Origin of the sequence: Enterococcus sp. AZ191 (genome assembly GCF_051713845.1) — a bacterium.
GTDB classification, from domain to species: domain Bacteria; phylum Bacillota; class Bacilli; order Lactobacillales; family Enterococcaceae; genus Enterococcus_B; species Enterococcus_B durans.
The window spans coordinates 737,761-760,028 of the sequence record NZ_JBIOQS010000001.1; the positions used below are offsets into that span (position 1 = coordinate 737,761).

General features: G+C 38.6%; 16 protein-coding genes and 1 pseudogene. 14 read left to right on the forward strand and 3 right to left on the reverse strand.

Annotated elements, in window-relative coordinates; all coding sequences use genetic code 11:
* Positions 1-465: 465 nt before the first annotated feature.
* From IGI47_RS03565 to IGI47_RS03600, 8 genes are all read left to right on the forward strand, one after another.
* Entirely contained in the window at positions 466-4,935 is a 4,470-nt protein-coding gene (locus IGI47_RS03565; RefSeq protein ID WP_438783346.1) for a SpaA isopeptide-forming pilin-related protein, read from the forward strand.
* A gap of 2 nt (positions 4,936-4,937) precedes the next feature.
* Complete coding sequence (locus IGI47_RS03570; RefSeq protein ID WP_438783347.1) at positions 4,938-6,248, forward strand: pilin N-terminal domain-containing protein; 1,311 nt, start codon at positions 4,938-4,940, stop codon at positions 6,246-6,248.
* A complete protein-coding gene (locus tag IGI47_RS03575) occupies positions 6,241-7,914 on the forward strand; it encodes a SpaH/EbpB family LPXTG-anchored major pilin (RefSeq protein WP_438783348.1) in 1,674 nt (557 codons plus the stop codon). Before IGI47_RS03570 ends, IGI47_RS03575 begins: the two co-directional genes overlap by 8 nt.
* 85 nt (positions 7,915-7,999) lie before the next feature.
* On the forward strand, positions 8,000-8,878 hold the full coding sequence (locus IGI47_RS03580) for a class C sortase (protein ID WP_438783350.1): 879 nt from the start codon (positions 8,000-8,002) through the stop codon (positions 8,876-8,878).
* A 132-nt stretch (positions 8,879-9,010) separates the two neighbouring features.
* Positions 9,011-9,685, forward strand: coding sequence for a two-component system response regulator SapR (gene sapR / locus IGI47_RS03585; RefSeq protein ID WP_311930275.1), 675 nt, complete (start codon positions 9,011-9,013; stop codon positions 9,683-9,685).
* A gap of 18 nt (positions 9,686-9,703) precedes the next feature.
* A complete protein-coding gene (gene sapS / locus IGI47_RS03590; RefSeq protein ID WP_438783351.1) occupies positions 9,704-10,729 on the forward strand; it encodes a two-component system sensor histidine kinase SapS in 1,026 nt (341 codons plus the stop codon).
* Between the two features lie 88 nt (positions 10,730-10,817).
* Complete coding sequence (locus IGI47_RS03595; protein WP_438783353.1) at positions 10,818-11,684, forward strand: GRP family sugar transporter; 867 nt, start codon at positions 10,818-10,820, stop codon at positions 11,682-11,684.
* Between the two features lie 36 nt (positions 11,685-11,720).
* Positions 11,721-13,094 (forward strand): APC family permease, encoded by a 1,374-nt coding sequence (locus IGI47_RS03600; RefSeq protein ID WP_311930277.1) that lies wholly within the window; start codon positions 11,721-11,723, stop codon positions 13,092-13,094.
* A gap of 202 nt (positions 13,095-13,296) precedes the next feature.
* Here the strand turns inward: IGI47_RS03600 and IGI47_RS03605 are convergent, their stop codons facing one another.
* Together IGI47_RS03605 and IGI47_RS03610 are read right to left on the reverse strand one after the other, a co-directional pair.
* Positions 13,297-14,496 carry a toxic anion resistance protein gene (locus tag IGI47_RS03605; RefSeq protein WP_438783354.1) on the reverse strand — a complete coding sequence of 400 codons (1,200 nt, stop codon included), beginning with the start codon at positions 14,494-14,496 and terminating at the stop codon, positions 13,297-13,299.
* 367 nt (positions 14,497-14,863) lie between these two features.
* Positions 14,864-15,526 (reverse strand): 5-bromo-4-chloroindolyl phosphate hydrolysis family protein, encoded by a 663-nt coding sequence (locus tag IGI47_RS03610; protein WP_081135829.1) that lies wholly within the window; start codon positions 15,524-15,526, stop codon positions 14,864-14,866.
* 227 nt (positions 15,527-15,753) lie between these two features.
* Here IGI47_RS03610 and IGI47_RS03615 point away from each other — a divergent pair.
* The 4 genes and pseudogenes from IGI47_RS03615 (at position 15,754) to IGI47_RS03630 (ending at position 17,883) form a co-directional block, all read left to right on the forward strand.
* A pseudogene (locus tag IGI47_RS03615) lies at positions 15,754-16,327 on the forward strand (NUDIX hydrolase).
* Positions 16,327-16,611, forward strand: a complete 285-nt coding sequence (gene macP, locus IGI47_RS03620; protein WP_081135834.1) for a cell wall synthase accessory phosphoprotein MacP — start codon at positions 16,327-16,329, stop codon at positions 16,609-16,611. The pseudogene IGI47_RS03615 and the gene macP overlap by 1 nt, the downstream one beginning before the upstream one ends.
* Positions 16,612-16,626: 15 nt before the next feature.
* Positions 16,627-17,319, forward strand: a complete 693-nt coding sequence (locus IGI47_RS03625) for a 5'-methylthioadenosine/adenosylhomocysteine nucleosidase (RefSeq protein WP_081135837.1) — start codon at positions 16,627-16,629, stop codon at positions 17,317-17,319.
* A gap of 12 nt (positions 17,320-17,331) precedes the next feature.
* Complete coding sequence (locus tag IGI47_RS03630; RefSeq protein ID WP_438783355.1) at positions 17,332-17,883, forward strand: cysteine hydrolase family protein; 552 nt, start codon at positions 17,332-17,334, stop codon at positions 17,881-17,883.
* A gap of 315 nt (positions 17,884-18,198) precedes the next feature.
* Here the strand turns inward: IGI47_RS03630 and IGI47_RS03635 are convergent, their stop codons facing one another.
* Positions 18,199-20,106 (reverse strand): M13 family metallopeptidase, encoded by a 1,908-nt coding sequence (locus IGI47_RS03635; RefSeq protein WP_311930282.1) that lies wholly within the window; start codon positions 20,104-20,106, stop codon positions 18,199-18,201.
* A gap of 187 nt (positions 20,107-20,293) precedes the next feature.
* Here IGI47_RS03635 and IGI47_RS03640 point away from each other — a divergent pair, with 187 nt between their 5' ends.
* The gene (locus IGI47_RS03640; protein ID WP_311930283.1) at positions 20,294-21,145 is read left to right on the forward strand and encodes a dihydrolipoamide dehydrogenase; all 852 of its coding nucleotides are present in this window, start codon (positions 20,294-20,296) and stop codon (positions 21,143-21,145) included.
* A gap of 78 nt (positions 21,146-21,223) precedes the next feature.
* The gene (locus IGI47_RS03645) at positions 21,224-22,198 is read left to right on the forward strand and encodes a ribose-phosphate diphosphokinase (protein WP_311930284.1); all 975 of its coding nucleotides are present in this window, start codon (positions 21,224-21,226) and stop codon (positions 22,196-22,198) included.
* Positions 22,199-22,268: the final 70 nt, after the last annotated feature.

Genomic DNA, 22,268 nt, shown 5'->3' on the forward strand with positions numbered 1-22,268 from the left:
AAGCGTGTAAAGAAAGTAGATAGAACAAATATAAAAATATAGATAAAATTTTAGAAAATTGACAGTTATTAAACTTTTTGAATCAGTGTTATTTTATTTTTCTAATCGTTTATTCTTTATTCTCATTTTAGTTGTTTTGCTGATTGTCTTTTTTTATTACTATTGATGAGGATCATTTTATAAAACGCCTATTATTCTTTTGTTGTTGTTAGGTTATTATTGCTTGTATTAAATTTTTTTAATATAGTTATAGTTATTTTCATTTTTGCTCGTTTGTATACACGAAGGTATCGGTGATTAGGATATCACTTGAAAAAAGATTAGAAATGTATTAAAATTAAAATAGAAAATTTTAGTAATTGCTCATTTTGATTTATATGAAAAAACACGAGTGTTTTTTAATTGTGAAGGAGGGAGTAAAAAAAGTGAAAAAAAATCGGCTTGAAGGTGCTACAGTTTGTTGCTATGTGTATGTTGGTAAGCCCATCCTTTCAATCAATCATTCATCTAGCTGATCGAGATGTAATTGCAGATACCGTTGCAAATACAGAAAAGAAAGTTTATCTAGATGAAGATTATGCGAAGATTGAAGGAAAATATGTTGAGAAAGAAGACACCCTAGAATGGACATTGGAATTTGAAAAGAAAAAAAGTGACAATGAAGGGAGGATCCGTATTGCCATCGATACCGCTGCAGCTGGTATTGGCACAGTAACCAATATCCGCGGGAGCGGATTAGCCTCTTATGACGAAGAGGGAGCAGAATTAAAAACCGAAACGATCAATGAACAAGAATGGTATGTTGGAAAAGTGTATTCAAAGGATCAAGAAACTGGAACGTTGATTTTTGAAACAGAAAAATTACCAGACACCAAAGAAGGAGAGTTGCCTCTTCAAGTCGTTGTAGATGAGAAAGTTAAGGTAACTGATAATGAAGCAGCTGACAATAACGAAGGAACTGACAATCAAGAAGCTATTGAAAATAAAGAAGAAACCGCTGAAACGCAACGAGATGACACATCTGTAGAATCAGACGAACCGATCATTCCGAGTGGACAACCCTTAGCAAGAGTCCAGAGTCCATTGTTCAGTGGTATTTTAGCGCGTCTTGGTCCGACTGCGACTGACGATCCATATACCTATGTTTATCCACAAGGTTCCGCAACCAGCGAACAAAATCGGTATCCATTGTTTGCCACGAACGACTTCACTAGTGTGTTAGATAACTGGAGTCAAAGCAGCGAGGCCTACAGTGGGTATAAAGGTTCGCTTTATGATAATAATCAATTGATTGATGATTCTGATTATGCGATTGGGGGCGCAAATTGGCGGAATTATAATTACGCCACGGATAATGGTTCTACTGCCACCGAAGGAGATACAAATACCCCTGCTCAAACAGTTCAGCTTTGGGGAACGGAGCGGAATTTTGCCAATAGTTATTTAGATTATAATGGTGCGTATGTGAAAAAATGGGTGGAGCCAGTTTTATCAAGTACTACAGAAGAGGGTGTTTCTCCACAAGACGCAACCACACTTTACAATGTTTATTTAGATGTGATTGGTGGAGAAGATAAAAGCATCACGCCAGTCGATGTGGTATTCGTCCTTGATAAATCAGCAAGTATGAATGAAGGAACAACAGGTTCGGGAAGTCAAAGTAAAGATGCCGCCTTACGCGAATCAGTTCTTGAAATCAGTAGAAATTTGTTGTCTGCTCCGGAAATGGATGTCCGCATCGGGTTAGTCAATTTTTACCATTCGAGTACATCAACGGGTAATCAGGATCAGATCGATTCAGATACCTTAGCGATGACAGATAACCTCAATTCAATAACTACTAGTACTGCATTGACAAGGACACCTATTGGAGGAACGCCTTTGACATTAGGGTTGAGAAAAGGCTATGAAGTTCTCTACAAGGATAATGGAGGAGCAGAGAGAAATCCTGAGAAGATTTTGATTGTTGTTGGAGACGGCACCCCTACCTTTAGCTATGCACCTATTGAGTCAAGAACTTCAAGGGGAGGCAATAATTGGAACAGTTGGAATGTGATGCCAGATAAAGTGGCAACAGATAACGGTACCCTCTTTAAAAATTTTGAAACCTTTTCCGGAAATACTTCTAATGCTGGTTTTACGTATCCTGTAACCTATGCGACAGATTTCAACCGGCCAGCTAACACGAATCAAATTCAATATCGCTATGGGGAAGTAAAAGATGGCGACAGTAAAGCAACGCATTGGGCAGGAACTGGAGGCGTAGATAATAATACGACTGGAGCAGCTACTACTCAAGAAAAATCTTCAGCAATCAATACTGTGGCGTATCATCATTGGTTAAAAAATACCTATCAATCGCCACCGAATATTTTTACGATCGGTTTAGGGATTGAAGGGAATATTTCTGGGAGGCAGCGATTAGATGCGATTGGTCGAAATGTGTTGAAAAATATTGCTGACACGAAGCCGAATGGGACAGATCCTTATTATTATAATGCCAATAACAAAGCAGAAATTGTAGATGCTTTAGAAAATATCTCTGCAACGTTCAAAAAAACGATCGAACAAGCGACACTTTATGATGAAACGGGATTCAATGTTTCTCTGTTTGGGGGAGGAAATTCGGCAGAAATCCAGTATTACCATTTAGAGAACAGCGAATCAGGAACAAAATATGAAGCACCAGAAGTTTGGGATGTATCAAAACATGGAACGAAGCCACCAGAGGTTGTAGCAACACCAACACAATATGCAGGACATGAGAATCATGCATATGCGTTTTCTCCGATTTCATTAGGAGAAGGCGAAATGGTTCGGATCAAGTATCAAGTTAAATTAGATGGTGGGGCACAAGATGGTAAATTCTATACAGTGAATAATATGGCTTATCTACAAAATCTAGAGGATTATCAAAACGATCGTGCGACAGGACGGATGTATCTGCCTGCTCCGTCGATTCGATATGAACACAAGGATCGAAATCTGCAAATCAAAAAGACTGGGCAAGATGGTGAAGCACTAGCGGGTGTTGAATTTGCTTTGTACGATCAAAATCCCGATCTAACTGGAGTTGAACCAATTGAAACGAGTCGGACAACAGATGATGGGATGGCTATTTTTGAAACCAAGATTCCTATACTTGGAGATGAAGGCGGCGCAGTTAGTGCTGTTTATTGGATAAGAGAAATCTCAGGTCCGCCACGTTATCAATTGATCGATGAGACGTATTCGTTCCAAGTAAGAAAATATATTGCCGGCGATGGGGACACTCTAGGACATTATGAATTGGTGGATGCGAGTACTTCAGGAGAACGGAAAGGTGGTCCTGAAGGCGAAGACAAAGATGCCACTAATGAAGGAGAATACCATACATTCTCTGTTGTCCAAAACTTAAACGATGTTGGCACAGAATACAAAGATCTTTACGTCAAACTAGAAATACGGAATGAGTTCAAACCTGTTCATTTGAATATTGAAAAGCTGGTCAAAGATAGTGACGTACCAATCAATGGCGCAGAATTTGAAGTCTATAAGACAGATGGCGAAGGGAATGCACAAGGAAATGCGATTGCTAAAGGTATTTCTGGGAGCAATGTAAAAGAAGACAAAAAAGGGCTCTTGACGTTCTATAGTGTCAATGGAGACGGAGACTATATCCTAGATGGAGAGGATAAAATTATTCATCCATTTGGTGATCCCGATTCATTTGAACATGGCGATGAAGGCGATAAGTATGCAGAATACAAGATTATAGAAACAAAAAGTCCAGAAGGCTTCGAAGATCCTACAGAAAATGATGGTTGGCTCTTGCAAATGTCTGGAAATAGTGAGGGGACGATCAAATATCAGTGGTTAAATGAAGAAGGTTGGTACTACTTAACATATACCGAAGACGACGACGGGTTGCTGTGGATCGATTATGAGGTGTATAACACCTTTAGATACCGTGAAGTTAAAGTGAAAAAAGTCGATCAAAATGGTGAGCCATTAGATGGGGCGGGCTTCGATATCAAAAAGACAGACGATCTAGGATTCCCACTTTATCGAGCTTATACAGGTAATCCACGCGATCTAACTTCTCAAGAACCAGGCATTGGCTCTTTCTATCTTTATAGAGTTGGTCTCGACAAATATGAGGATCTTGCATATACCGATCCTTTGAAATTAGCTGTGGGTAAGTATGAAATCTCTGAAGCAGTTGCACCAAATGGCTACCAACTGTCTGATCAGACTTCTTCATTTGGATTGAATGAAGAAGGTCAATTTGTGATCAATGGAGAGCCAATCATTGATGAAACAGCCGATTTAGGAGAGGGCTATACGATTATTGATGGCGTATTACAAGTTACGCTGAAAAATGAACTCGCACCGCTTGATTTAACGCTATTCAAGCTAGATAGTACGAATAATCAAAAATTATTGGGAGCTGCATTCTCACTTGAACATGAAGTGAATCCTGGGGAGTATGAGATGATCGATGATGGCTTGACACCAGATCAAGCCGACCTTTCGAAGTTTCTTTCACAAGATTTAGCTGCAGGAAATTACCGGATCAAAGAAGAGGTAGCTCCAGACGGATACATGCGTTTGCCGGGACATTTCATTTTGACTATCAGTTATCGAGAAACGGCAGAAACATCAGGAGGAGAAGTTATCCCTGGGAAAGAAAAAGGCAGTTTGAAAGCTGAGATAGCCTATTATCCAGATGATGGAACGGACCCATCAGTTACGCAAGAAGTAACCTATGAGTTGACAGCAGACAACCGCATCCAATTATTAGTGAATATTGGAAATGACCCAGAGAAGCCATTGCCAGCTACTGGTGGAACAGGCCCTTACCTCTATTTCATCATTGCGGCACTCCTTATAGGGATCTCCACACTGATTGGCGGCGTACTGTATGTTAAGAGCCATAGGAAAGGGAGGGACTGATCATGAAAAAAGTAGGTATGCTACTTCTCCCAATACTTGTTTTCTTGCCAATCGTAACAGCACTATTTTCTGTTAAGGGTCATGCGCAAGAAAATACGGGAAATACGGTTGAATTTATTCTGCATAAGAGAATGGTCCGCGATGTGGATTACACAGAAGGAGTCTTTCATCAAAATGATGGATTAGAGATAGCTACTGACCAAAAGAACACGTTACTCTCGCAAACTGAGCCATTGAATGGTGCAATTTTCCAGATGTACGAACTGACTGACTATTATGAGAAGCAAAAAAGCAAAATGACGAGCGAAGAATTTGTACAAAATTTTGCTGCAATGGATCGCTCAACGATCAACGAACTGATTGCGAGCGAAAATTTAGAAAAAGTAGGTCCGCCAGTTACCACGGCATTCGATCAGGTAGGAATTTTAGGAGATGGAATTGCGCGAATCACTGCACCTAAGAAAAACCAAGACCGAGATGCTGTGTATCTGATTTTTGAAGAAGCGATCGACCGAGAAACTGGCTTAGATGTTGACTTGGATCAACATGCGATCCCAATTGTTGCCATTTTGCCAATCGTGGATCCAATGGACCACACAAATGAACTATCACAGATTCATATCTATCCGAAAAACGTCGGGTATCTACGTGATCCGTATTTCTTTAAATACGGGCGTCAACAAGGATCACAAGAAACGGGAGTTCTGTTGCAAGGTGTGGTCTTTGCATTGTATCAACTGATTGAGGGGAAGAAATATTATTTAGATATGTCACCTTCGATTGATTTGAGGAATAAATGGATTGAGCCACAAGCTAACGATCCATTGGGGGATGTGAACGTTAGTAAATTCATTTCTGATAAAGATGGTCTGGTCACCACAGGTGGGCGATTATTACCTGCAGGCACATACTATTTTGAAGAACTGAAAAGTGTGGACGATTATACCATTAGTAAAGAAAATCAAAAAATCGAAGTAGTGATTCCAAGGTCTTGGCAGAATGCCGATGGACAACCAAACTATGTCACAGTCAATGGACAAGAGATGGCAGAACTAGAATCCGGAAATGTGCCTAAAGTAGCTTATAACGAAGTCAAGCCACGGATATACAATGAAAAAACGGACAAAAAAACTACCGAAGATAGCAATAAGCAAGCGAATATTACACCAGATAAACAAGAGCCAAAGGAATCCACTTGGTTGAGTTATCCAAAAGCAAATGAGACAAAATCATTGATTTCATTAATCGGAATAGGCCTGATCATAGGAGCAGGTTTAAAACTAAAAAAGGAACGGGGAGAAAAAAATGAATAAGTTGAATTTGATAAAAGGGTTCAGTATATTGTTACTTGCAACTGTGGGATTTGGGAATAGCCAGGATACGAATGCCGCAGAAGTGTCAGAAAAACCAAGTGAAATCACGATCACATTACACAAAAAGGGTTTTGAGTCCTTGCCAGATGCCCAAGCAAATAGTGGTCTGGTTTCGGAGGAATTTTGGGAAGAGAATATAGCTGGCGTCGATTTTGAGCAATTCGATGTGACTGCGGTGTATTACGGTTTATTAAATGATAATCCAGATACGCAAAATGTTGATGATGATGGAATGACTGCTGTTGCAGCAATTGCATGGATGCAGGGGAAAGATTACGAAGATTGGAACACGATCCTTAATGGTGCAGACCCAGTTGATAGTCATACCACAGACGATGAGGGAAAAGCAGTCTTTGCCAATGTACAAGTCAGTGAAGGCGACGGGAGAGACAAAGTCTATCTATTTTTAGAAACTTATTCGCCAGCCCATATTTCTAAAGTTGCTGCGCCAATGGTCGTGATGATGCCAAATGTGGTTGATGGCACGTGGGATGGTAGCTCTTGGAAAGACACATTCAACACAGATGTTCATCTATATCCCAAAAATGAAGTACGAGAAGCAGATAAAAAAATGAATGTACCTGATGATGAACTAAGAGAAGTTATCCTAGATAAAGGTGCCGAAGGAACAGAAACGATTTCATATCTTGATCTAGAAAAAGGAAAACAAGTTTCATATACGATCACTGCACCGATTCCTTATTTTATTGATTCAGTCAATGGTGATTTGTCTGCTGTCATTAAAAACTTTGTAATAACAGATACACCAACAGCAGGATTAAGCTACTATGATCAAGAGATAGAGGTAAAAGTCGGAAATGAAATATTAATCAAGGGAACAGATTATTCTGTCGCACAAAGCGGTAATGGTTTTGCAGTAACGATCTTAACAGAAAAAGAAGATGGAACTGCGAATGAAGGAACATTAGCTAAATTAGCCAAAGGGCGTGGAGGCGATTTAACGATCACCTACAATATGCTAGTGACAGCAACGATCAAAGCAGATGAATTTCATAATAACACTGCAACGATCTTGATCGGACGTAATGATGCCTACGATTACAATGAAGAAGTGATTCCAGACGAAAAAGTAGCTACTGGCGGTAGAAAATTTGAAAAGTATGATGCTTCAAGTAAACAGACGTTGAGTGGTGCCCAATTTGAGATCTGGAATGGTAATAAGGATAAATTTGCGGTCTTTTACAAAGATGGCGCAGCGCTAACAACCTATGAAGCGGGTGCAGATAGAATCGTTTGGTCAGACTCAGAAAATGCAACGAAATTCACTTCTAACGATCAAGGAAAATTTGAAGTACATGGATTAGATTACGGTACGTATCATGCAAAAGAAGTCGTAGCGCCAAGTGGCTATGCTTTACCAGCTGGGGATAAAGCATTTACAACATTCACGGTTTTTTTTGGAAGCTACGATGAAAGTGTATCTGTTTTAGGTCAAGAAAATCCTGGGGAAGAAAGTATTCCAAACATTAAAAAAGGGTATCTACCATCAACTGGGGGCAATGGTATTTTCGCCTTCTTACTGGTTGGACTGAGTCTAATGATCGGCGCCTATACATGGTATAGAAAATCAAAAGCAACAGAATAATCGGCTACTATTGAAAAAATGATAAATTCGAAGTCGCAGCAGTTAAAGTGATTAGCTGCTGCGATTTTTTAAGGAAGTGCTTGAAATGAAAAAAAAACAGCGAGAAAAAAAAGCAACAATATGTTTAAAATTGATGCTGGCAGTGACCTTTTTTATCGGTGCAGCGGTCTTTACATATCCTTTTTTGGCAAATGCAATCAGTAATTATTGGGATCAGCAACGAATTGCAAACTACCAACAACGAATCGCAAAAGAAAAAGATGCGACACAAAAGAAAATACTAGAAGAGTATCAAACTAAAAACCAAGAACTTGCGGAAAAATGGCGTTTTTTAGGCATGGGCAAAGTCAAAGATCCGTTTGAACAAGCGGTGAAAAATGAAAAAGAATATCAAAAAAATCTCTATAAGGAGCATTTGATCGGAGCGATTTATATTCCTAAAATCAAGGTGAGTTTGCCTTTATTTGATGAAACGAACGACCAATTATTGGAAAAAGGTGCTACTGTATTACAGGGGAGTTCATTTCCAATTGGCGGAAATGAAACGCATTCGGTTATTACCGCCCATAGTGGAATGGGTAAAAAGAAGCTGTTTACTGATTTAAATAGATTAGCGAAAGAGGACGTTTTCTATTTAGACGTGATGGGGGAAAAATTAGCGTATAAAGTCGTTGAAAAAAACGTTGTGTTACCTACAAACGTGGAAAAATTATCGATCAAAAAAAATCAAGATTTGATCACACTAGTTACCTGTACCCCTTATGCGGTCAACACCCATCGCTTACTTGTCACTGCGAAAAGAACGCAGATGGAGGGATCTGACAATGAACGAATCAAAAAAACAAAAAACTATCAATTTTGGCTAGCCGTCTTGTTTTCGGCTGGAACATTATTATTTTTGCTACTTTTCAGCTATTTTATTTTTAGGAAAATCAAGAAATTAAAAAAATCTAAAAATGAATAGGAGAAAGTAAAATCGGTCTGAAGTCTCTTGTTTTATTATTGAACAATCAGGAAAATAGAAAAAGAAACTTGCTTGTCGTATCACGTCTTCTTTGATATGGTAAAAATAAGTAAAAAGTAGGGGGGCTACATCATGGCGAAAATTATGGTGGTAGAGGATGAAGAAATCATTCGGCAGTTGATCATGGAAGAGTTGGAAAAATGGCAATTCGAAACATATGGTACAATAGATTTCAATCAAGTATTTACAGATTTTGAACAGGAAGAACCACAACTAGTGTTATTAGATATCAATTTACCTGTATTTGATGGCTACTATTGGTGTCAGAAAATCCGGGAAGTTTCAAAAGTACCGATCATTTTTATCTCAAGCAGAAATACAAATATGGATATGATCATGGCAATGAATATGGGGGCAGATGATTTTGTGACCAAGCCATTTCAAATCGATGTATTGATTGCTAAAATTAATGCACTACTTCGCCGTTCTTATAATTATGCTGAACTGTCTAGTGAAATGATGAGCCACAATGGGATCACACTGAATGTCGATAACGGAAGCATGGAAATCAATGGAGAAATCATCGATTTGAGTAAAAATGAATATCGCTTGCTATTTATTCTCATGAAACAACATGGAAAGATCCTAAGCCGAGAAAAACTGTTACGAGCATTGTGGGATGACGAACGATTCGTTGATGACAACACATTGACGGTGAACATCAATCGGTTGCGTAGAAAAATCGAACAAGCGGGTATCAATGGATATATCGAAACAAAAGTCGGCCAGGGGTATATCGTTCCCTGAAAGGATGAGCAGTAGAAGATGAAATTTTTAAGTTATTTAAAAGATCAATGGTCTATGATCTTAGGCTGGCTTTTTTTTGTTGGACTGACGATCTTCGTCATGTGGTTGGCACCGAACATTATGATCGACTGGGGAACTGTGGGATATCTTGCCTTGATCCAAGGAGTCTTTTTGATTTTTTATTTATTTGTCAATTATTTGAGTAAACGCCGTTGGTGGGGGAAATTAGCTAATTTACAGCAGACATCCCCATTACAAAATTACTTGAGTGGTAGCCATACGGAAGAAGAAAAATTGTTGGAAGAATACATCAATCAACTAATCCGTGAACACCAAACAGTCATGCAAGAAGCGATCACCAATCAACAAGATCAAAAGGATTATATTGATTCATGGGTCCATGAAATCAAAGTCCCCTTGGCAGCCTCTGAATTATTAGTACGCTCGATCGAATTTGATATCGACGATCAAAAATATACACTTTTAGAAAATGAATTGGCAAAAATCAATGAATATGTAGAGCAGGTGCTGTACTACGCTCGATTAGATAGTTTTTCAAAGGACTATTTGATCCAAGAGTACGAATTGAAGAGCATTATCCAACCAGTAATGCGCAGCCAAGCCAATTATTTTATCCAAAAAAACTTGCACTATGAAATCGTGGGTGAAGATCAGCGAGTATTGACTGATGCGAAATGGGTGACCTTTATTTTCAAACAAATCCTTAGTAATGCAATCAAATATACTCCTGACAACAAAGAAATCATTATTTCAATTGAAAAAGGCAAAAGTGGCGTGTCTTTAGCCATCAAAGACACGGGAATAGGGATTCCCAAAGAAGATTTAGCTCGTATCTTTGATAAAGGATTCACTGGCGCAAACGGACGTCTGAGCAAAACTCATTCCACTGGGCTGGGTCTTTATTTAGCTAAATCCCTCGCTGAAAAAATCGGTATTGAACTAATTGCTGAATCGACAGAAGGAAAAGGGACGACAATGACTCTGTTTTTCCCGATTTTAAATTTCTATAATGAGAAACGTTAGAAAACAGTTAGAATCGAAAAAAACTTCTTGTGTTGTGAACGTTTTCGCTGATAAGTTTCTTATCATGTGAAATAAAAGGAGATTAGTTATGGAAATTTTAATAGCATTAATCCCTATGGTAGCATGGGGTAGTATCGGTTTAGTAAGTGGAAAAATTGGTGGTGATGCCAATCAGCAAACATTAGGAATGACGATTGGCGCATTCATTTTTTCATTAGTTGTCTTTTTCATTGTTAGTCCTACGATCACACCTTGGATTTTTTTGATCGGCTTTTTATCTGGTCTTGCTTGGAGTGTTGGACAAAACGGTCAATTCCATGGGATGAAATTTATGGGAGTCTCTGTTGGATTACCACTTTCTACTGGTTTTCAATTGATTTTGAATACGATTGCGGGCGCTGTCTTCTTCCATGAATGGACACAAACGAAAGATTATATATACGGTATTATTGCTTTAGCTCTTCTTGTAAGCGGTGCTTATTTAACCGCGCGCCAAGATGATGAAGGAAAAGTAGACACAGACAATAAAATGCTTGATTTTGGTAAGGGCTTTAGAGCATTGATCTATTCCACGATTGGTTACGGTGTGTATACGATCATTGTCAACTGGGCTAATTTGGATGCGATGTCAATCATCCTTCCTCAAAGTATCGGTATGATTTTAGGTGCAAGTTTCTTTGCTTTCCGTAAAGTAAAAGTGAATCAATTTGTTTGGAAAAACATGATCTGCGGATTGCTGTGGGGAATTGGGAACGTGTGCATGCTTATAACAGTGAAATCTCTTGGTTTAGCTGTAGGTTTCTCACTTTCTCAAATGGGGATCATCATCTCTACTCTAGGCGGTATTTTCATTTTAGGAGAAAAGAAAACGAAAAAAGAACTTGTTTATGTTATTGTTGGTTGCCTTTTAGTCATTTTAGGTGGTATCCTTTTAGGGTATATGAAAACGGCTTAATTGCTGTTTTCGAACCTAAAATGGGGAGGAACTTCAATGGATTTGTTTCGTAAGAAGGAAATCAATCTCAATCAGACGAGTGGGATGAAAAAAGATCTTAAAACAACGGATTTGATCATGTTAGGTATCGGTGCAATCATCGGTACGGGAATATTTGTAGTGACAGGGGTTGCGGCCAATCAAAATGCGGGTCCAGCACTGTCACTTTCATTTGTCTTGGCTGCAATCGTTGTCATTTTATCAGGACTGAGTTTTGCTGAATTTGCCTCAAGAGTCCCAGTGATCGGTGGACCATATGCCTATTTATATGTGGTATTTGGTGAATTTGCTGCCTGGCTAACAGGCTGGCTATTGATTGGTGAATTTTTATTAGCTGTCTCATCCGTTGCTTCAGGATGGTCAGGCTATGTCCAAGGCTTTTTACAGAGTTTAGGGGTTGGCTTGCCACATGCATTGACTGGGGGCTACAATTCTGAGAATGGAACTTATATTGATTTGATTGCAGTGCTTGTCGTGATTTTTGTCACGTATATCGTTTCTTTAGAAGCGAAAAAAGCATTACGATTGAACAACCTGATGGTATTCGTGAAGTTCGGCATCATCGCGTTATTCATCGTTGTTGGTATTTTCTTCGTTAAACCTGAAAATTGGCAGCCTTTTACACCTTTTGGCTTTTCTGGTGTCTTAGATGGAGCTGCTTTAGTCTTTTTTGCCTTTTTAGGATTTGATTCTGTGGCGATGGCAGCGGAGGAAGTGAAGAATCCACAAAAGGATGTACCTAAAGGCATTATTGGGTCGATCTTGATTGCTACGGCACTCTATATTATCGTGACGTTGATCTTGACTGGGATCGTACCTTACACAGAATTAGGTGTAACAGACCCAGTGGCATTTGCGATGCGCTATGTTGGTCATGGAACAATCGGTGCAATCATCGCAGTGGGCGCTATCTTGACCTTACTCACCGTAACGATTTCGATGATGTATTCTTTAGCTCGCTTATTATTTGCTGTAAGTAAAGATGGACTATTACCTAAATTTATGACAGAAATCGATGAGAAGCATCGGACGCCTAGAAAAGCGACGTATGTAGCAGGGGGTGCTGCATTATTCTTTGCGGGCTTCTTCCCTTTGAACATCTTAGCTGAATTAACGAACATCATGGCGCTGACATATTTGATGCTAGTCAGCTTAGGACTTTTGAAATTAAGAAAAATGTTTGGAAAACCCAAAGCAGGTGAGTTCAAAGTACCTTTTGTCCCTATCCTGCCACTCATTTCAATTCTCACATGTTTCATTTTGATGCTGCGGTTACAACCTATAACTTGGCTTGTTTTTGGCATTGTCATGGTGCTTGGCTTGATCATTTATTTTGGTTACGGGTATAAACACAGTAAGATGAATGAATAAAAGAGATGCCTTGCTAGATGCTGATTTGAAAAAAAAGACGAACTTTACAAAAATCCTAGTGTAACTTTATCTTGACTTGCTATTCGAAAAAGCTATTTCTCGCAAACTATACGAAAAAAGAAGGGGAACGACAAGTTTTTTGTCATTCTCCTTCTTTTTTCGTATAGATTGAATTTTCTTCTTCAAAGGAAGAGGAGCAAATTTATTGTGTCAAATCCAATAATTTTTGTTTCAAGTCATCTTCCATGTTGCCTAATTCAACTTCTGCATGACGACGTTTTTCTTTTCCTTCTTGTTGAATACGTAGGGTTTCTCGGATTGTTTCAATCAAATCATTTTGAGTGGTTTGCAATGTTTCGATATCAACGATCCCACGTTCGTTTTCTTTTGCAGTTTCAATAGCAGAAATTTTAAGCATTTCTGAGTTTTTCTTCAATAAGTCGTTTGTTGTTTCTGACACTTGTCTTTGTGCAGTCACCGCATCTTTTTGTCGAAGAAGCGTTAAGGCAATGACCACTTGGTTTTTCCATAGAGGAATCGCTGTAGCAATCGATGCTTGGATTTTTTCTGCCAATGCTTGGTTCGTGTTCTGAATCAAACGGATTTGTGGTGCTTGTTGGATCGTGATCTGTCTTGCTAAACGTAGGTCGTGTGTACGTTTGTCTAAACGATCTAGAAACTGCGTATAGTCATTTGCAATCTGTACATCCATTTGATCTCCTGTTTCTTCCGCTTTTTTCATTGCTTCAGGAATGATCTTTGTTTGAAGTTCTTCCATCTTTAATTCACCGGCAGCAATATAAATATTGAGTGCATCGAAATAATCTTTATTTTTTTGGTAAAGTTGCTCTAACATCAAGTTGTCTTTTAATAAGCCATCTTTTTCTTTATCTAATTTAATAGAGATCTTGTCGATTTGCGCACCGATTTTTTGATATTTTGCAGTGACTTCATAAATGGATTGTTTGACTTTTCCGAAGACACGCTGAAAAATATTTCCTTCGCCTGCACGCAGTTCATCTGGATTTGCTTCTTGAAGGCGGTACATCAATTCCGTTAAAGAATCACCAACCGGACCAATATCTTGTGCTTGGACATGGTTCAGCATCGATTGCGAGAATTCACTCAATTTTGTTTGGGCGGCAGAACCATAACTAATGACTGACTGCGCATCATTTGCATCGATTTTTGCTGCTAATTCTTTGGCTTGTTCTTGTCTTTCAGCAGGTAATTTATCAATTAGTCGTGTCGCTGTTTGCTGTTCTTGAAGCGCATTGATTTCGTTCTGTTGCGTTTGGGTCAATTTATCTGTCGGAGTAGAAAACGGATTGTTCAATAAGTCTTCTAACGTATCATTGACAGGGGTAATATCTTTCGGTTCGTTTGGATGATTGTTTACCATTAAAACTCCTCCTTGTGGTTCATTGAAACTACTTTCTTTCATCATATAAATAAAGTGATAGGAATGCAATCGCGTGATAGTGGATCAAACATCCTATTTTGGATTTAAGTGACCTATTTTTGCGCATAACGGGCGAATCGGATATAGAATAAATAAGAGAAGAGGCTGGGACAGAAGTGTTTAACTCCGAGAAATAAGAAGAAATTAACGAAAATTGCTTTTCAAATTTTTGTAAATTTCGGCTTATTTAAGAAGGAGTTGCTTCTGCTCCCACCGTTTATCCGTTTTTAAAGAATGAGACAAAAGTGTTTCTTACTTTTGTCCCACGCTCTTTCTGATTAAGGGGCTAAAGAGTAACGTACTGCCTCTATTGATTCGATTCTCGTTCTAGTTCATTATCTCGTTTTAAGCTTTGTTTGGCAATTGATAGCTCTACATCTAGATCATCTAGATCATCCGATACGAATTTTTGATAATCTTGCGCGATCAGGCTAGCTAATTGATCGATGATCACTGCACTTTCTTCTAGTTTTGCATAAGTCTGTTTATTTTTGATCTCATGATCATTGATCTCGATATATTTATTGGTCAAATCAATTAGATTTGGCAAGTGTGTATAAAGAAACTGACTTGCTTCATGCAAACGATGGGGCTCTTTCACTAATTCTTTAAAGAGTGCCTTAGCTGCTTTGACCGTATCATGTCGAAGATCGATTGATTTAAGTTTTGCTGTTTGCTGCATATTTTGTTGTAGTTGGCTGATCTCTGTCTTTGTCTGATTCATTGTTTGTCTGAAAAAAGTGATTTCGCTTGGGGTCATCCCACTTTCTTCGTAATGTGCTTCTAATTCTTTTGAAAGATCAGGTATTTCTGCCGGTCTTTTTTTCTTTTTGCTAGAACCGAATAGTCCCCAAATGATAAAAACTGTTCCTACTACCAGCAGTAGCGTGATCAAAGAATAACCACTCACACGGATATAAAAAAAAGCTATTAGTAAAGCTACTATCCATCGCCAATTTCGTTTTAACATATTAAGCCCTCCATCTTTTCTTACATTCATGAGTAACTGAATTCCTCTTATCATCTACATCCTTATTTTAGCACAATAGCTATCATAAATAGTATCGGACTAAAGAAGGATTTTAAAGATTTAGAGAATTTCTAAGCTTTGCTATGGTAAACTAAATAGGATGATTCAAGAAAAATTGAAAAAATAAACGAAAGCAGTTATCATTACAAAACAAAGCAGGGAAAGCGATGCTTAAATTTGAACAGTTTGAAGAAAAGACGATCAATCGTAAAGAAATCTATCATGGTGCTATCATCGACGTGGCATTGGATGATGTCAGATTACCAGACGGAAAAACGGCAAAGCGTGAATTGGTTTTTCACCCTGGAGGAGTGGGGATCATCGCTTTTGATACAGCTGACCGATTGCTCTTAGTAAAGCAATTCCGTAAACCATTAGAAAAAGTGATATTAGAAATTCCAGCAGGCAAAATAGATCCAGGTGAAGGACAGGAACTGGAGCGAACAGCTGCCAGAGAGCTCGAAGAAGAGACGGGCTATCGCCCTGGAAAACTGACGCATTTAACGTCTATGTATCTGTCACCGGGGTTTGCAAATGAACTGCTGTATATTTATCATGCAACTGATTTAGAGAAAATAGCACAGCCACTTGCGCAAGATGAAGATGAAGTTTTGGAATTATATGCTCTTACATTAGAAGAAGCAAAGCAAGCAATGGCGGATCAAGTGATCTGTGATGCAAAAAACGATTTATGCTGTTCAATATTGGGAATTATTGATGAAGGGAAGAGGGATCGGTTGATGGCCAAAGGACCGCTGATTACGAGAAGTGAACTACGTAGACGACAGCAGACGCAAGCCCAAGAATCACTAAAGAGGCAGAGGAAAGAAGAGGCCGCGTACCAACAAGAAGAAAAGAAGATCGCTAGTTTTTATCGTAAAGAAAATAAAAAAAATAAACCCATAACAAAAACGCGTGTCAGTGAACGTGAAAAAACAAAAAAATGGAATTCATTTTTGATGAAATCTTTGATTATTGTTATTGTACTATTATGTGCTGTATTTTTAGCAGTGGCATTTATTTAGAAAGAAGGAAATGAAATGAAAATCGGTATTATTGGCGCTATGGAAGAAGAAGTAAAAATCTTAAGAAAAAATTTAAGTGAACCATTATCTTGGGAACGAGCAGGAGCATTATTTATTTCTGGCTCACTTGGAAGACATGAGGTAATCGTTGTTCGTTCAGGAATTGGTAAAGTATTGGCATCAGTGACAACAAGTTTATTGATCCAACAATATGGTGTAAATATGGTGATCAATACTGGTTCTGCTGGCGGAATCGGTGAAGGCTTAAGTGTTGGTGATATTGTTATATCTGATAAAGTAGCTTATTTTGATGCGGATGCAACTGGATTTGGCTACGAACCGGGTCAATTACCAGGCATGCCGCTATATTATGAAGCAAGTACTTATTTGCGAACAGAGATGGCTAAAGCAGCCAAATCGGCGAATCTAAATGTTAAAGAAGGGTTGATCGTTACAGGGGATACTTTTGTCGACTCGCCAGATAAAGTAAAAGAAATTTTGACTAATTTCCCAGAGGCACTTGCTTGTGAAATGGAAGGGGCAGCAGTTGGACAAACAGCACGCCAGTTCAATATCCCATTTTTAATCGTTCGAGCAATGAGTGATACAGCAGATCATTCAGCGACACAAAGCTTTGACGAATTTATCGAAGATGCCGGGAAACGTTCAGCTGAGATGGTTATTGAATTTGTCAAACATCTTGTATAAGGAGAGGCTAATATGAAAGCTTTGATTTCGATAGATTACACGTATGATTTTGTTGCAGATGACGGAAAGCTGACGACAGCTAAAGAGGGCCAAGCCATTGAAAACCAGCTGGTTGCACACACGAAAGACTTTATTGATAAGGAAGAGTTTGTCATATTCGCAATCGATGGACATGATAGTGCAGATCATTTTCATCCGGAAAATCAGTTGTTTCCATCACATAACCTTATAGGCACTAGTGGCCGGGATCTATTCGGTAAACTGAAGGATCTGTATGATGAAAATAAGCAACGAGAAAATGTCTATTGGATAGATAAGCGATATTATTCTGCTTTTAGCGGAACAGATTTGGATATCCGTTTACGGGAAAGAAAAATCACTGACCTTTATTTGACTGGTGTTTGTACAGATATTTGTGTCTTGCATACAGCGGTGGATGCTTATAATTTAGGCTATCAATTATTCATTTATGAAGATGCTGTTGCAAGCTTTGATCCAATCGGACATGCGTGGGCATTGAAACATTTTGAGACTACTTTAGGGGCGAAAATCATCCGAAAATAGGTTCTTCCACGCTGCATTCAATTGTCAGAGGAATGAAAATAGTTAACGGATTTCATGAAATGGAAGAAATTAGTATCGAAGTGTGAAACTTGAATTATTTTTTTGAACTTCTGATTTTCGTTGGTGTTCAAATCTAGAGGAAGAGGTCGAGACAAAAGTCGTTTAGGTTTGAGAAATTGAAGAGGAAAGAACGTGGGACAAAAGTAAGAAACACTTTTGTCTCATTCTTTAAAAACGAATAAACGGTGGGAGCAGGAGAAACTCCTGTCCCAGCCTCCTCGTTCTCTTTTTGGTCAAGGCATGTTGTTCACCATTTTACCAAATATGCACGCGTTTTTCTGGTTTTTGGTACATTTCATCTTGTTCAGTGATTGCAAAAGTTTCATAGAACTCATCAATGTTTTGTAGTTGAACATTGGCTCTTAGTTTAGCTGGCGCATGAACATCGATTTGCAAAAGCAACTGTTGGTATTCTTTTTTTGCTTTTGTACGCCAGATCGTTGCCCAGCTGACAAAAAATTCTTCAAATGAAAAATCTTTTTCAGATTGGGCTGCTTCCAAAGCACAGCTTAAACCACCAGCATCAGCGATATTTTCTGAAACGGTCAACTTACCATTCACAGTACCATCTGCAAGGGATAAGCCGTCAAATTCGTCAATCATCGCTTGGGCTTTATTTTGGAATTGTTCCAGATCTTCTTCTGTCCACCAGTTATTCAAATTACCAAACTCATCGAACTTGGCGCCGTTGTTATCAAAAGCGTGTGAAATTTCATGAGCGATCACTGCGCCGATTCCACCAAAGTTTGCGGAACTTGATTGTTTTAAGCTATAAAAAGGTGCTTGTAAGATAGCCGCAGGGAAAACAATGACATTTCTAAATGGGTGATAGTAAGCATTCACAGTATCTGCGCTCATTTCCCATTCTGAACGATCAACAGGTTTATTCCATTTGCTAAAACGATCTTTAGCTTCGATTTTACTAAAAGCTAAGGCATTGGAGAGTAGTGTGCCGCCGTCTTCTGCAGTGACTGTTTTATATGCATCGAAACGAGCTGGAATGCTCTCAGGATAACCAACTTGGACACCTAATTTGTCTAGTTTGATTATAGCTTTTTCTTTGGTTGCTTGACTAAGCCAGCTATTTTCTTCCAGACGTTTTTTATACACACGAATCATTTTTTTGATCATATTCTCTACGTCTTTTTTAGCAATCTCACCAAAATATTTTTTCCCATAATAGTCACCAACGACTTGGTCGAATTGTCCAGAAGCCAAATAATACGCAGCTTTTTTTGGTGCCATTGCTTCTTCGGTACCTGAAAGTGTACGAGAAAAAATGTCGCTGACTTGTCTGAATTCTTCTGATAAATAGCTGCTTAAAGAGCGAACCGTTCGCACGATCATCCAACTTTTGATCAGTGGAAAATGTTCAGTCGTTAATAGTTCAGCTAAATGGTCAAAATATCCTGGATCAGTTACGATGACTTTATCTGGTGTTGTTCCAAGTAAACCAACAGATAGTTTTTCTAAATCGATCGTAGCCGTATGACCGATAAATTCTTCAAATGATTGAGGATTGTACATTTTACTGTAGTCTGCATTTTCTTCCGCACTTTTTACATGAGGAGCAATCAGTTTATCGAATTGAATGGCTTGTTCTACGATTGCTTCAGCTTTACCTTTATCTTTTCCAGAAAGCTCCAATAATTGGACCATCATATCAAAGAACACGTTTAATAGTTCTGCACCATTCGGATGTTCTGGTGCGTAATATGTTTTATCAGGTAAGAATAAAGAAGGTGGATAAGCAAAAAAGGCATTTGTTTGTGCATTTTTCATATCCGCATCTACGTCAAGTGAAAATGGGAGAGGTAAACTATCAAGTACCCATTCTGGAAGCTGCTGGTTCAATGCATCAAATGAGTTGACTTTTTCAATACGTTCAAGCAGTGGAAGTAATGGTTTTTCTGCTAATTGATTTCTTCTATCATAATCATTTGCAATTTGGTAAAAGCGAAGAAAATGAGCCATTTTTTCAGATGGAACGAACTCGGGGTGTGCGAGTAATTCGTCAATTTCATTCATTAATAGGTCATCGATCCCAACAACCAATTCTTGGAATCCGCCAGTAACGGGTTTATCCGCTGGTATTTTGGCAGTTTTGAGCCATTCTTCATTTACTGCTTCATAAAAATCTTGTTTTAAAAGTTCTTTGTTCATTTACTCATCGCTCCTTTTTATTTAATGTTTTTATTATCGTATAAAATCACTGAATAAACAATGGAAAGGAATAGAAGTTTAGAAATAATGGGGATTTCTATGAAAAGAGAAGGCACTGTTCCCTAGTCAAACTGATTTGTTTTTGCCCCTATTTCCCTTATAATGAAAGAAACGGAGGTGATTGAGCTTGAAAAATAAAGTTGAACGATCTGCGTATCTTATAATAGATGGTGAAGCAAAGAGCGTATCGGCGACAGAAAAGCTGCTCACGGATCAGGGACAAGTGTATCTAGCCATGATTTTTCAGAATGAAAGCTATCTCATTGTTGATCAGACTGGAAAGCCAGTAGAATATTGCTCGACAGAAGATACGTACGCTGATGCTATTGGGCGTTCGACCATTTTTACTGCGATGGCAGAAAAGACAAGTTGTTTTTCTGAAGAAAATGATTTGCTAGAAAAAGCACTGGAATGGAATCGAAGAAAAAAAGGCAAAGCATATCTGCTCGATTGTTGGGTGGGGTTACCTGCAAAACGTTTTGCTTCTTATAAAAAATGGCGCACACCTTCGGGCTATCTTTGCGGAACTTATGCAGCAGCTGTTTTACTTGCTTATTATCAAGACTTTCGCGATGAGTTATCACTTCCTGAAGAGATTCGAAAAAAAGGATCACCGATAGATGAGCCTATCAGCAGTGAATTGAAAAAAATGATCCAGCCTTTAGGGTTACCGACCATTCCACTTCAAGTAAGTGGTGGGCTATCGAGATTCTTGAAAAAAACAGGCAATCCTTTTTCTTCTAGAAATACGATCATCGGTTCTTGGCAACGAGCCACCAAAAGAATCCGTCAAGGAAAACCAGTGATGGTTGGGATTTTGAAAATACTTGGCAGTCCTTATGGCAATCATTGGGTGACAGCATATGCGTATTATGAATCTGTCTCTGGTGAACGTTTTTATAAAGTCCACGATAATTGGGGAGATTATCAACGAATAATTCCTGCAAGTTGGGGGAATGGAACAGTTTCCCTTCCGTAATTATTTGCAGAAATTACCAGAAAATATTGGCAAAGTATGTTAAACTATCGAAGAATAGAGAAGTTTGGGGAGGACTACATGAGTAAAAAGTATCAGGATGACACGTTGAAAATCTTTAGTTTGAATGGGAATCGTCCATTAGCAGAAAAAATTGCGAAGGTCTTTGGAACAGAACTAGGAAAAAGTGTCGTAAAACAATTTAGTGATGGTGAAATTTCGATCAATATTGAAGAAAGTATCCGTGGTGATCATGTGTACATCGTACAGTCAACCAATGCGCCTGTAAATGATCACTATCTCGAATTATTGATCATGATCGATGCGATGAAACGTGCAAGCGCCAAAACGATCAATGTCGTACTACCTTATTATGGGTACGCAAGACAAGACCGCACAGCAAAACCACACGAACCAATCACAGCGAAATTGATTGCTAATCTAATTGAAGAAGCTGGTGCAACTCGTGTGCTGACTTTGGATCTACACACTGTCCAAGTACAAGGATTTTTCGATATCCCTGTTGATAATTTATTTACAATGCCTTTGTTTGCTCATTATTATCGTCAACTTGGTTTGACGGGGGATGATATTGTTGTTGTTTCACCAAAAAATAGTGGTGTCCAACGTGCTAGAAGCCTTTCTGAATATCTGAATAGTACACTGGCAATCGTAGACCACGCAGATGATGCTGATGTGAATAGCGGTTATGTGATCGGGAACGTACAAGGAAAAACGTGTATCATGGTAGATGATATCCTTAATACTGGTGCGACATTTGCCCGTGCAGCGAATGTATTGAAAGAAAATGGTGCGAAAGATGTTTATGCTTGTGCATCTCATGGGTTATTATCTGTTCCTGCAAAACGAATCTTAGATGACGCGCCAATCAAAGATATTTGTATCACTGATTCTGTCTTCACAACTGAAGATCGTCATCCAGAAAACATGACGATCGTTACATGCTCTGAATTGATGGGAGAAGCGGTAAAACGTATCCACGAAAATACACCAATGAGTCCATTGTTCCGTCTAGAAGAAAAAGAGTTTGATTAATCGTTAGCGATAGGACAAATAGAAATTCGCCCAACTAGCTTCTACTTAGTAAGCAGTTGAGCGAATTTAT

Coding starts and splice junctions, on each gene's coding strand:
- IGI47_RS03565 (WP_438783346.1), top strand. CDS start 466: ATGTGTATGTTGGTAAGCCCATCCTTTCAATCAATCATTCATCTAGCT.
- IGI47_RS03570 (WP_438783347.1), top strand. CDS start 4,938: ATGAAAAAAGTAGGTATGCTACTTCTCCCAATACTTGTTTTCTTGCCA.
- IGI47_RS03575 (WP_438783348.1), top strand. CDS start 6,241: ATGAATAAGTTGAATTTGATAAAAGGGTTCAGTATATTGTTACTTGCA.
- IGI47_RS03580 (WP_438783350.1), top strand. CDS start 8,000: ATGAAAAAAAAACAGCGAGAAAAAAAAGCAACAATATGTTTAAAATTG.
- sapR (WP_311930275.1), top strand. CDS start 9,011: ATGGCGAAAATTATGGTGGTAGAGGATGAAGAAATCATTCGGCAGTTG.
- sapS (WP_438783351.1), top strand. CDS start 9,704: ATGAAATTTTTAAGTTATTTAAAAGATCAATGGTCTATGATCTTAGGC.
- IGI47_RS03595 (WP_438783353.1), top strand. CDS start 10,818: ATGGAAATTTTAATAGCATTAATCCCTATGGTAGCATGGGGTAGTATC.
- IGI47_RS03600 (WP_311930277.1), top strand. CDS start 11,721: ATGGATTTGTTTCGTAAGAAGGAAATCAATCTCAATCAGACGAGTGGG.
- IGI47_RS03605 (WP_438783354.1), bottom strand. CDS start 14,496: ATGGTAAACAATCATCCAAACGAACCGAAAGATATTACCCCTGTCAAT.
- IGI47_RS03610 (WP_081135829.1), bottom strand. CDS start 15,526: ATGTTAAAACGAAATTGGCGATGGATAGTAGCTTTACTAATAGCTTTT.
- macP (WP_081135834.1), top strand. CDS start 16,327: ATGGCCAAAGGACCGCTGATTACGAGAAGTGAACTACGTAGACGACAG.
- IGI47_RS03625 (WP_081135837.1), top strand. CDS start 16,627: ATGAAAATCGGTATTATTGGCGCTATGGAAGAAGAAGTAAAAATCTTA.
- IGI47_RS03630 (WP_438783355.1), top strand. CDS start 17,332: ATGAAAGCTTTGATTTCGATAGATTACACGTATGATTTTGTTGCAGAT.
- IGI47_RS03635 (WP_311930282.1), bottom strand. CDS start 20,106: ATGAACAAAGAACTTTTAAAACAAGATTTTTATGAAGCAGTAAATGAA.
- IGI47_RS03645 (WP_311930284.1), top strand. CDS start 21,224: ATGAGTAAAAAGTATCAGGATGACACGTTGAAAATCTTTAGTTTGAAT.